An 11,824-nucleotide genomic window follows, 5' to 3' on the forward strand; every position below is an offset into this window, starting at 1 on the left:
TCGCGGCGGCCTGCTCGAGCCTGAGCTGCAGGGCGCTGATGTTGCCGGCCGCGTGGAAGCGTCCGGCGAGCTCGGCCGATGCCGCGGCCGCGGCCGCGACCGCCTCGCGCATCACGGCGACCTGGTCGGCGCCGGCCGCCGCATGCCAGGCGTCGTACGTGTCGGCGGCGAGATCATTCAGCGCTGCGGCGACGAGCTGCTGGGCGCGTTCGTACTCGCCGTCGGCCAGACGCCTGCGCGCCGGCAGCAGCAACAGATCGCTCAGCGGCAGGCTCAGGCCCAGGGTGATCTTGTGCGGACCGTCGTCGCGCACCGCGGCGCCGGAGAAGGTCGGATTGCCGATGCGGCTCGCGGCGACGACGTCGGCCTGCGCGATGCCGAGCTCGGCATACCGCGCGGTGATCTCCGGATTGCGCAGCTGGGCCACGCGGAAGGCCGTGTCCGCCGTCAGCGGCGCGGCCAGCAGTTCGGCGGCGCGCGCGTCGATCGCGGCGGCGCCGGCGGCGTCGTTGCGCCATTCGAACGCGCTGGGCAGGCGCGACTGCAACAGCTGCTCGACGTTGTCGGCGCCTTCGCGGCGAGAAACGCCGACGCAGCCGGACAAGGACGCGACGGCGACGGCGGCTGCCAGCGGCAGCCGCATCAGGGCGATTGCGGCCGCGAGCGGCGGCCGCCAGGAAAAGCGGTTCATGGTCGTACTCGTAGGTCGCAGCGCTGCGGAGCAGCGGCTGCATTCATGGGAGCGCGGGGCGCGCGGTGATGGCGCGATCGGTGGATCGCGCGCCTACGTTCAGACGATGGGAGGTCGCAACGGTACGCCGTCGCGCAGCGCCGGCAGCGCCACGAGACGCGGCAGCGGCTGCTCGCGGCGGCTGCCGACGGCATCGCCGGCATACGTGGAAACCGGCAGATTCAGCGAGAAGGTGCAGGCGCAGGCGCAATGGCCGGGCTTGCAGCAGGAAGAATGTTTGTTGTGGTCGTGGCCGCCGTCGTCGGCTGCCGGGGCCGGTGCCGCGTCGTCGCCGCGGCAATGCGTCGCGGCGGTGGCCGCATCGGCAGACTGGCCCGACTCCGCCGCGGCCGGCATCGCCGCCATCGCAACGGGCGCAACGAGCCCGTTGAAGCAGAGCAGCAGTGCGAGCAGCAGGCGGACGGCGATACGCAGCACGAGGGGACAGGGGCAGCCGGAGGCGGCGCATAGACTGCAGGCGGCCTGCGGAAGTTTCAAGGCTGGCGGCCTCGCCGGTGCCGGCCGATCCAATGCCCCGATCGAGCGGCACGCGGTGCCGAACCACCGGCCACGCCCGTTACGGCGAGGCCGGCTTCTGCCGCACCGGATCGGCGACCGCATGTTTCCGGATTGCGACGGCAATCCGGTCAACCCCGTCGTGCGCCGCGGACGCCGGCTGAAACCCGGCCGTCCGATTCATGCGTCGACGCCGATCGAGAGCGCCGGGCGCCAGCCGGCTTCGACGCGACCGATCCGACATCCTTCATAGCGCAAGTCGATCGCGTGCGGTGTCGTACGTCGGCTCCGCAGTCCTTCCCTGAGAGTTCCCGCGCCTCGGCGGCAGTGGGCAGCGAAGCATCGGCGATACGGCCGGCGTTGCGTTCGGCGCGGCAGTGAACGCCGACGCGAGATCGGCGCAGCGGTGCGCGCCGGACGGCACGGCATAGTCCCGCACGATCGTCGCAATCCGGCAGTTGGCTCGCGGCCTTGGGGGGGAATGGTCCCTTGCGTCATGAATCGAATGCGGCAGGTCATTTCTGTCCGCAGCCGCATGCATCCGTGTCTTACGGGTTGCAATCCGGATCGGTTACCGTCGGCGGGTCGTATTCGGCCGGTACCCGTGGATGGATGCATCGCGCGTGATCGCCGATCGCTCTCGTAGGACGAATTGCGTTTGTCAGGGGAAAATTCATGAGTTCGCGGCATTGTTCGGGCGCAGCTTCTGCGCGTGCGTCATCGGCTGCGCGCGCCTGGCGCCGCCTGTCTTCCGGTCTTGTCGCCGCCGCCGTCGCGGCGCTGACCGTGCTCGGCGGCATCGGCGCCCCGATAGAGCCAGCCGGTGCCACGGCGCAATTGATCGGTTGGGAGGTCGAAGGGTCTGCGTGACGCCGAACGGCGGGCAGGCGCCGGGTGGTGGCGCCGTGATCCCGGAGGACAGCAACGCTCCGTTAGCCGATTTACCGGCGCATGACCCGACGGTCGGCACGATGGCCGGCGAAGCGATGGCCGAAGGCGGTGCCGCGACCTATTCGATTCCGATCACCGTGCCGCCGGGCCGCAAGGGCATGCAGCCGTCCTTGTCGCTGAGCTATTCCAGTCGCAGCGGTGTGGGCACGGCGGGACTTGGCTGGTCGCTCGGTGGCCTGTCGTCGATCCATCGCTGCCCGCGCACGCCCGAGCAGGACGGCGAGTCGCGCGCCGTGCGCGGCGACGGCTCGGATCGTCTGTGCCTCGACGGCATGCGTCTGATCCTCGTCGATCCGTCATCGCTGGCGCCGATACCGAATCAGGGCGGCTATGGCCTGGTCAACGCGGTCTATCGCACCGAGATCGACAGCTTCGTGCGCGTGACGCAATACGGTGCGGCGCTGTCGGGCGCCGGCAGCTGCTTCACGGTCGAGACCAAGTCCGGCGTCGTGCGCCATTACGGCGGCATTGCGTCGGGCGGCACCTGCGGCACTGATGCCGTGGTGGTGCCGGGCGGTGCGACAGCGCCGCTGTCGTGGATGCTCAAGCGCGAGGTCGATCCGCTCGGCAACACGGTCACCTACACCTACGGCAATTCGGACATCGCCGGCATGTACGGCGCCGGCGAGGTGCTGCTGCACTACATCAACTACACGGGTCACGGCGCCGACCTCGGCGACCGCTCGGTGATGCTGATCTATGAGGTGCGCCCGGACACCGATCAGACCTCGTCCTACGTCGCCGGCGGCGTCACGCGCCAGACGCGACGGCTGCGTTCGATCGTCACCGACGACGGCAGCCAGCCGGTACGCACCTACACCTTGGACTACCGGACCAGCAGCTACAGCGGCCGCAGCCTGCTCGGCTGGGTAACGGAGTGCAGCAGTGCGCCGGGCAGCAGTTCGCAGGACTGTCATGACGCGACGACATTCGACTACGCCGACAGCGGCGAGATCCGCTGGCCGCACGAATTCAGGCGCCTGACGATTCCGGGGCTCGCGTCGGCCCAGCTCGAACAGCCCGATGCGACGCACGCGACCGAGCCGCCGATGGGACCGATGTCCGTCGATGCGCCGCTGGTGGACAACGCCGCGCGGCCGGCGACGGTGCGCGAAGTCGGCGACTTCGACGGCGACGGCGCGCGCGAGCTCGGCATCACGCACTACGACAGCAACGGCCAGGTCAGGCAGTATCTCGCGGCGTTTTCCGCCGATCGGCAACTGCGCGGCATCGTCGACGCGGATGCCGGGCTCGGCGTGCAGGGCGTGCTGTCGGCGACGCGCCAGCTCGCCGACGTCAACGGCGACGGCCGCACCGACGTCATCGCCCGGCACATGGTCGGCGGCCAGCGCAAGATCACGATCGGGGTGTGGACCACGAACGGCAGCACGAGCTGGCTGCCGGGCAATTTCACGCTTCACGACCTGGCTATACCGCTGCCGAATGCAACGCAGACGACCGGCTGCGAGAGCGTGTCGTTCGCCGACATGAACGGCGACGGCCGCGCCGATCTCGTGCTCGAAGTGCCGAGCGGCATGGTCTGCGGCACGACCGGCAATCCGTTCCCGCCCTACGAGGTGCGCATCTATCTCGGCCAGGTCGGCGCTGATCCGCTGGTGCCGGCGTTCGCCGCGACGCCGAGCCTGACGAAAGCGCTGGCCAACGTGTCCGGCAGCAACGGCACCGTGCTGCGCGAGAGCATGACCCTGATGGACTTCGACGGCGACGGGTTGCCCGATGCGCTGGTGTCGCGGCAGGCCGACGAGGCCGAGCAGAACCGTACGCTCAAAGTCTGGTTCGGCCGCAACGTCGGCGGCAGCTATACGCTGGGTGGCACGGGTCGGGAAATTACCTCCATCAGCGATCTCGCGAGCCCTGCGCTCGGCAGCGACGAGACACACAAGCAGGCCTATAACCAATGGGCCGACGTCAACGGCGACGGATTGCCCGACTGGATCGCCGCGGTGATCTCGGGCGGGCAGGGCCGCTGGGCCGTGCGACTGAACCAGGGCGGCGTGCTCGGACCGCGCATCGTCACGAGCAGTACTCGCGGACTCGAACGCTGCGTCAACGATCCGCGAACGAACACGACGAACAACCACTGCGGCACGCGCTGGCAGCCGGTGTTCACCGCGCTGATGCGCACCGGCGATGTGGACAGCGACGGCCGCGCCGACCTGCTGATACCGCGCGCCTTTGCCGCGCGGCTCTGCGTACGCCGCACCGTGGCCGATCCGATCGACATCGGCAACGAGAACTACGAATACTGGTGCCCGGAGAACCCGCAGACCGGCGCGCTCGATCCGGCACCGGCGGGCCTGCTCGTGAGTCCGCGCGACAAGTACTACGGCATGTATGCGCCGGGCGGCAATGCGAACGACGGGAGTCAGGCCGGCCGCTTCGGCGGCGACTTCGATCCGAGCGCATATTTCCTCGATGCGCTGCGCTTCGTACAGACCGGCGAGAGCAGTTTCGACGTCGAGCAGACGCCGACCGACATCGTGCGGGGCCAGTCGAGCTTCGATCTGTACGGCGACGGCCTGGCCGACCAGATCAGCTATGTCGGCAATCCGTACGTGCCGTCCACCCTGCTGCCGCGCCTCGACGCGCTCGCGCTGACCGGCGCCGGCCTCGGACCGGCGAGTCTGCCCGACGGGACGCCGGTGACCGATCTCGAAACGCAGCGTTTTTCCTATGTCAGCGAGAACCTCGGCGTCGGCCGGCTGTCCCCGACCCTGGCGGCGCACGCGCCGCAGCCGGCCAATGTGTCGGCCGCGGCGGACATGCCGCGGCTGCCCGAGCTCATGACCGGCGCGATCAATGGCCTCGGCGACACGGCGAGCTGGTTGCACCTGCCGCTCGGCGCCGGGCTGTCGGTGTCCGGCCTGAACGTCGCCGGGCAGCCGTTCTACAGCATTCCGGCGCAGCGCTATACCGACGCGCGGCACTACTACTTCGCTTCGTCGATGCCGGTGGTCTACTCGCTGCTGCGCAGCAACGGCATCGGCGACGTGGTCGGTGTGCGCACGCAGTTCTTCACTTATGCCGAAGCCATGTACAACCATCAGGGTAGTGGCTTTCAGGGCTTCCGCCAGATCGCGAGCTATACGGCGACCAACAACCTGGCCGTCGATCGCGAGCTGCGCACCCTGACCACGTTCCATCAGAAGTTCCCAATGACCGGCAAGACGGCGTCGGTCGCCGTCGCGCCGAGCAGTCAGCCGAATGTGCCGATCACGCGGCAGGTCGACGAGTGGCGCTGTACCCTCGGCGCGAGCCAGCGTCAGATCTGTCCCGGCGACGGTTCGCCGCCGGCGGCGCCGCAGCGCGACACGGTGTATTTCCCGTATCTGGATCGCCAGGTCGCGACGACGTACGACCTCGTGTCGGCCGAACTCGGCGTGAGCACGCCAGTGAGCGAGGTCGAAACGATCAACGCGGCGAGCAGCAGCGCGGCAGCATCGGGCTGGGACGCCTATGGCAATCTGAAGCATCAGATCGTCACGAGCCGCGACATCGGCAGCGGCACATATCCGGAAGGTCGCTTCGTCGATGAGCACGTGCGCACGACGACGAGAACCTACGCGACCGACCCGACGACCTGGTATCTCGGCCGGCTCGGCAGCGAAACCGTCACGACTTCGATCACTTACAACGCTAGCCACGCACTGCCGTCGGGCGCCAGCGCGCCGGCGCACACCGTGACGACGAACTACGAGTGGAACGACGACCACACCCCGAAACGTCAGGTGCTGCAGCCGGGTATTGCGGGTCAGGAGGCCACCACGGCCTGGTGCTATCGCACGGCCACGAGCGATTGCCCGGCACCGCCGTCCGGAACGAACTACGGCCTGCCGAGCAGTGTGGTCGTCAGCGCGCCCGACGCGGGCGCCGCGCGGCGCACGAGCTATACCTATACCCGGAACGGCATCGCCACGGCCGACGACGGCTATTTCGTGCTGACGACGACGAACGCGCTGGGCCAGGTCATGACGACCGAGCGGCGGCCGCGCGACGGCGACGTATCGCGTGCCATCGCGCCGAACCTGACCTCGGCCGTGACCGTCGTCGATGCGTTCGAGCGACCGATACTCGTCGAGACGCGCGGCACCAACAATGCGCTGATCGAGCCGGAAACCCGCACGGCGCTGACGCGCTACGACGTGAACCGCTGTTCCGCGGAAGTCGGCACGGTCGGCGGCGGCGGAGAAACCCATGCGGCCTACTGCGCGACGACGGTCAAGGCCGGCGCGCCGACGACCTTGACTTGGTACGACCGGCTCGGCCGCACCGTGAAATCCGCCCAGCGCGGCTTCGATGGCACGTTCGTCGTGACCAAGACCGAATACGACCTCATGGGTACCGTGCAGCGACAGTCCATGCCGCGCTATGCGAGCGCCTCGAGCGATCAATGGCAGCAGCGCAGCTATGACCGTCAGGGGCGCGTCACGCAACAAACCGATCCCGCTGCCGATCTCGCGACCGGCAACGGCAACCGGTTGACGAAGTTCACCTACGCCGGCCGACGCACGACGACACGCGTGCAGGACAGCGGTCTCAGCCAGACTTCGCCGTGTGCGGCCAACACGGCTTGCTACGAGATCAAGAGCTACACGAACGTGCTCGGCCAGCCGCTCTACGGCGTCGATGCCGGCAATGCGCCGACGCGCAGCTGGGTGGACCCGAACGGCAAGCTCGTCGCGGTGCAGGACAACGAAAACGTAGTGACGCGCGCGAGCTTCGACGCGCGCGGCCGGCGCACGCAAAGCGTCGACCCGGATCAGGGCAGCTGGAGCTTCGTGAGCAGCGGCCTCGACGAGCTCGTCACGCAGACCGACGCGCGCGGCGCGGTGACGGCCGTGACCCAGCGGGACCTGCTCGGCCGCGTGCGCCAGCTCACGCGTACGCCGCCCGGTTCGCCGCCGACTGGCATGACGAACGAGGTGCTCGTCGACGAATGGACCTACGATCCGGTCAACGGTGCGGGCCAGCTCGACACCGTGCTGCGCAAGCGCGGCTCCACCATCGGCACTGCCGTGCAGGTCTGGAAAGAAGCCTACGGCTACGAAGCCGCGACGCGGCGGCCGTCGACGATCACGAGCACCGTGGAAGGCGAAGGCAGCGCCTGGACCAGCAGCGTGACCTACGACAGCAGCGGCCGCGAGGCAACGCGCACGTATCCGAGCGGGCTGGTCGTGCGCACCGACTACACGAGCTACGGTCAGTTGCTGCGGCTCAGCAACAATACATCGAACGCGGTCTACTGGACCGCGAACGCGGCCGACGCCTGGGGCAAGGTGACGGCCGAGACCTTCGGCAACGGTCTGACCGGGGTGCACGTCTCGGCCGCCAGCACGGGGCAGGCCAAACAGCTGCAGTGGAAGAGCGGCGCGACGACGGTCGAGAGTTTCAATTACAGCTACGATGCGCTCGGCAACCTGATGTCGCAGCTGCGCGGCGGCATCACCGAGACCTACGCCTACGATGCGCGCCAGCGCTTGACCGGCACGAGCCTGTCCAGCGGAGGCAGCGTCGGCTTCGTGTACTCGGCATCCGGCAACCTGCTGAGCAAGAGCGACTTCAGCGCCGGCGGCAGCGCCTACGGCTACGGCGGCAACGGCTGCGGCCCGCACGGCGCGAGCAGCGTCGCGCTGCCGGCCGGCGGCACGATCACCTATGCCTGCGATGCGAACGGCAACGTGATCGGCGGCAGCGCGTTGACGGCGACGTTCGACGCGGAGAACCGCCCGCGCACGATCGTGCGCAGCGCGAGTGGCTCGGGTGTCGCCGGCGGCAACGATCTGATCTTCCGCAACGGCTTCGAAACCGCCTCGATGCTCGACCCCGGCGGCGCGACCGACGGCAACATGACGTATGCCTATGACGCCAAGGGTGGCCGTTACCTCGAGATCGCCGCCGGCCGCACGACACGCTACGGCCCGAACGGCTACGAGAAAATCAGCGCTGGCACGATCACGCACCGCCATGAACTCGGTCCCGTCGTCGTCGCGCGCGTCGGCAGCACCGACACCGTCAGCTACGTGCTGCGCGATCGCCTCGGTTCGACGATCGCCGTCGGCAACGCCGCAGGCACGCTCAGCGAACGCCGCCAGTTCGACGCGTTCGGCAAGGCGCGCAACGCCGACTTCACGAACCGCCCGGCCGGCCAGGCCAACCTGAGCGCGACGAACCGCGGCTTCACCGCACACACCCAGGCCGACGACGTCTGGCTCGTGCACATGAACGGCCGCGTCTACGATCAGAATCTCGGCCGCTTCCTCAGTGTCGATCCGGTCGTACAGGATGGCGGCAGCCAGGCGCTGAATCCGTACAGCTATATCCGGAACAACCCGCTGAGTGGCACGGATCCAAGCGGGTATGCGAGTCAGAAGGATGAGTGTGCGGGAACGAAGGCGGGCGGGTGCACGGCGGCGGATCAGGAGGTCAAGGCGACGCGAGCGGCGACGTTGACGGGGAGCCACATCAAAGGCGGCTCGGGGAGTTCAAACATCGAAGTGGTTATGGTCAATCCTACTGCGGGCGGAATGGCAGAGCTCGCCCTCGCTATGGCTGGGTCGAGCAGTGGCTATGTGGTGCAGACAGATTCGACTATGGCTCGTGTCACTGCGGTACTCTCGGCAGATATTGGAAGGGCCGCTTCACGTGAAGGGAAGGCTCAAGATCGTCCAAGCAGTAATGAAACGCCGATGGGAATGGAGATGGGGCACGGAGGCCCCACGCTGCTCGCACTTTTGGGGGTTGGCCTCACCGCGGCTTCATCTAATTCCGTGGCTGCCGAAGCGTTTCTTCTCGCAGATGATGCGAACCAAGGAGCGCTTTTTTGTTCATCGAACTGTGAGGCAAGAGTCTGTAATTTGAACTGTGTAACTGCTCCCTGACGTATCGTAGCGGCAGATGCCGCGAGGAGCAGAGATGGCAGACAAAGTGGACGAGCGGGCGCTTGAGGCGTTGCTGTCGGGATGCAAGACGCCGCAGGACGTGGCGGCACTGTACACGCAGATGCTGCAGCGGGTGATCGACCGTGGCCTGAGCGCTGAGCTGGATGCGCATCTTGGCTACGAGCGCCACGAGAAGTCGGCGGAAGGCGAGCGCGGGAACACGCGCAACGGCGCGACGAAGAAGCGCCTGAAGGGCACGTTCGGCGCGCTGGAAGTGACGACGCCGCGCGATCGCGCAGGCACGTTCGAGCCGCAGCTGGTGAAGAAGCGGCAGACGCGCCTGGGCGATTTCGAGGACAAGATTCTGGCGCTCTACGCGCGCGGGATGAGCACGCGCGACATCGAGAGTGCGCTGGTGGACCTGTACGGCGTGACGGTCAGCCACGATGTGATCGCGCAGGTGACGGACGAGAGTGCGCTGGTGGACCTGTACGGCGTGACGGTCAGCCACGATGTGATCGCGCAGGTGACGGACGCGGTGCTGGACGAAGTGCGCGCGTGGCAGGAGCGCCCGCTGGAGGCGGTGTATCCGGTGATCTGGCTGGATGGGCTGGTGCTGAAGGCGCGCCACGGCAAGCAGGTCGCCAACCGCTGCGCGCACGTGGCGCTGGGCTTGAACCTGCGTGCGAAAAGGAAGTGCTGGGCGTGTGGATTGCCGAGAGCGAAGGCGCGAAGTTCTGGGCCGGCGTCCTGAGCGAGCTGAAGGCACGCGGCGTGCAGGACATCTACATCGCCTGTATGGATGGTCTGAAAGGGCTGCCGGAGGCCGTCACGGCGCTGTTCCCACGGACGTTGACGCAGCAATGCATCGTGCACCTGATCCGGGCCTCGATGCGCTACGTGGCGGCCAAGGACATGAAGGCGGTCGCCGTGGCGCTCAAGCGTATCTACACGTCGGCGTCGATCGAAGACGCCGCCCGCGAGCTGGACGCGTTCGAGGAAACCTGGGGCGGCAAGTACCGCGCGGCGGTGCGGGTCTGGCGCAATGCCTGGGACAACGTGGTGCCGTTCTTCCAGTTTCCGCCGGAAATCCGCAGGATCACGTACACGACCAACGCGATCGAATCGTTGAACATGACGATGCGCAAGTACACGCGCAACCGACGCATCTTCCCCAACGACGAGTCGGCGATGAAGTCACTGTACCTGGCGATTCGCGAGGCGAGCAAGCGCTGGCGCGGAGTGCATCACTGGAAGCAAGCGATCCAGACGTTCCAGATCCTGTTCGGCGAAGACCGTGTGCCGATCAACGCATGACATCAACCGCAGTTACACAGTTCGTTTGACAGACCCTGAGGCAACACCTGAGGCTGCCCATGAAGCCGCAGCAAATAGGTATCTAGGAGCTTCCCTCCTGGTCAAGCGTGAAAGCGGCTGGCGAGTATACGAGGTGGCGGATGGAACTTTCAGTTTCACCTATGCGCGCGCAGGGCTTTTTCGCGTAGGAGGTGTTTCGCTTCCGAGCCCTCAACCCAACGGAACGTTTCATAGTGCCGGGCATACGCATTGGGATTCGAACATGCTGTTCAGCCCTCAGGACTGGCGTTTGATTACACAAGAAAATCGAAACGGCCCAGGAGTAACATTGTTTCTTGCGACGGGTGATGGGGCTTTGCAGTATTCGACTCCGGCCAATGCCAGGCGATTCTCTGATACTCGCGGTTCGCAGTATCGTCCGCCCCAACAGAGCTTTCCAGGAACAAGAGTTCCTAATGTAAACATAAAAACGACTTATCCATGAATTTATGAAAACAAAAATATATCTACTTATTTTTTTAGTTTCAATTGCTGGTTGCGCTGCGACCGGTTCAAAAAAATCGGAACTGATGGGAATGGATGAGTTCGATCGAACAAATTCATGCGTCCGCGGCGGCCTTCCAATGGAGATTGTTTTTTCCGTTGCCGATAACCCTCCTCGGCTCGCTGGAGAGTACATAACGTCGGAAGATCTCGATAAGCTGGTCAGCAAGATGGACGGAAAACTGCGTTTTCTGCTTGGGTCGTCCATCCGAAAGGCTGTTCAGGACGTTGGTGCGCGAAAATCGGGCCATCTGAAAGTGGATCAATACTTCGAACTTCTTTCCGGCGAGTTGTCCAACTCCATCGCAGAGAATGGGCCTCGTACTTTCGGAATCGAGTTCTGTGGCGCGATGAACTCTGTCAGTAACGCGGTAAGTGCGAGTATTGCGAGTTATTTCGAGAGGGCGCTGTTGTCCGAGAACGGCGACTACGCCGAGTGGGCGTCCCGAGTTGCAGGAAAAGGAAGGGAGTCGTCGCTGCTCTTGGTGATGGCGGCCCTTCGCGCCGAAAACATTGCTTTCGAATCCGCTGCGATGAATGATCGTTTGACAGACGGTGGGAAGCCGTGATCGCGGATAGCCATTGCCGCGTTGGGTGAATTGACTGGAAGGATTCATCCCTCGAAAGATTCAAGTTCGTAACTCCAGTCAGGCAATCACCGTGAAAATTTCTCGTGCTATCAAAGCAAAAGTCGCTGCGTGTTTTCTGATGGCGATTTCGCTCTCTCAGCTCGCTTGTCACAAGGAGAGTAAGCGTCCGGCGGAGCCACATTCCACACCGCCACAACACCAGCGATAGTCAGCTCGCCGGCGTCCAGCGGTGCGGCAGCAGCTCGACGATGCGGCGATCGGGATGGGTCGGCAGGCGG

General features: G+C 65.9%; 4 protein-coding genes and 1 pseudogene. 3 read left to right on the forward strand and 2 right to left on the reverse strand.

Annotated elements, in window-relative coordinates; all coding sequences use genetic code 11:
* Together NON22_RS13275 and NON22_RS13280 are read right to left on the reverse strand one after the other, a co-directional pair.
* Window positions 1-691: TolC family protein (locus tag NON22_RS13275; RefSeq protein WP_257387418.1), on the reverse strand; the 691-nt coding region annotated here is incomplete at its 3' end.
* Between the two features lie 99 nt (window positions 692-790).
* Window positions 791-1,168: a CopL family metal-binding regulatory protein gene (locus NON22_RS13280; RefSeq protein ID WP_257387419.1), complete on the reverse strand. Its 378-nt coding sequence runs from the start codon at window positions 1,166-1,168 to the stop codon at window positions 791-793.
* A gap of 1,049 nt (window positions 1,169-2,217) precedes the next feature.
* Here NON22_RS13280 and NON22_RS13285 point away from each other — a divergent pair.
* The 3 genes and pseudogenes from NON22_RS13285 to NON22_RS13295 all read left to right on the forward strand — a co-directional run bounded on the left by NON22_RS13285 (window position 2,218) and on the right by NON22_RS13295 (window position 11,525).
* Window positions 2,218-9,096 (forward strand): RHS repeat-associated core domain-containing protein, encoded by a 6,879-nt coding sequence (locus tag NON22_RS13285; RefSeq protein ID WP_257387420.1) that lies wholly within the window; start codon window positions 2,218-2,220, stop codon window positions 9,094-9,096.
* A 121-nt stretch (window positions 9,097-9,217) separates the two neighbouring features.
* Window positions 9,218-10,413, forward strand: a pseudogene (locus NON22_RS13290) (IS256 family transposase).
* 488 nt (window positions 10,414-10,901) lie between these two features.
* A complete protein-coding gene (locus NON22_RS13295; protein ID WP_257387421.1) occupies window positions 10,902-11,525 on the forward strand; it encodes a hypothetical protein in 624 nt (207 codons plus the stop codon).
* Window positions 11,526-11,824: the final 299 nt, after the last annotated feature.

The sequence above is a fragment of the Tahibacter caeni genome, assembly GCF_024609805.1.
In the GTDB taxonomy this organism is placed as follows: Bacteria; Pseudomonadota; Gammaproteobacteria; order Xanthomonadales; family Rhodanobacteraceae; genus Tahibacter; species Tahibacter caeni.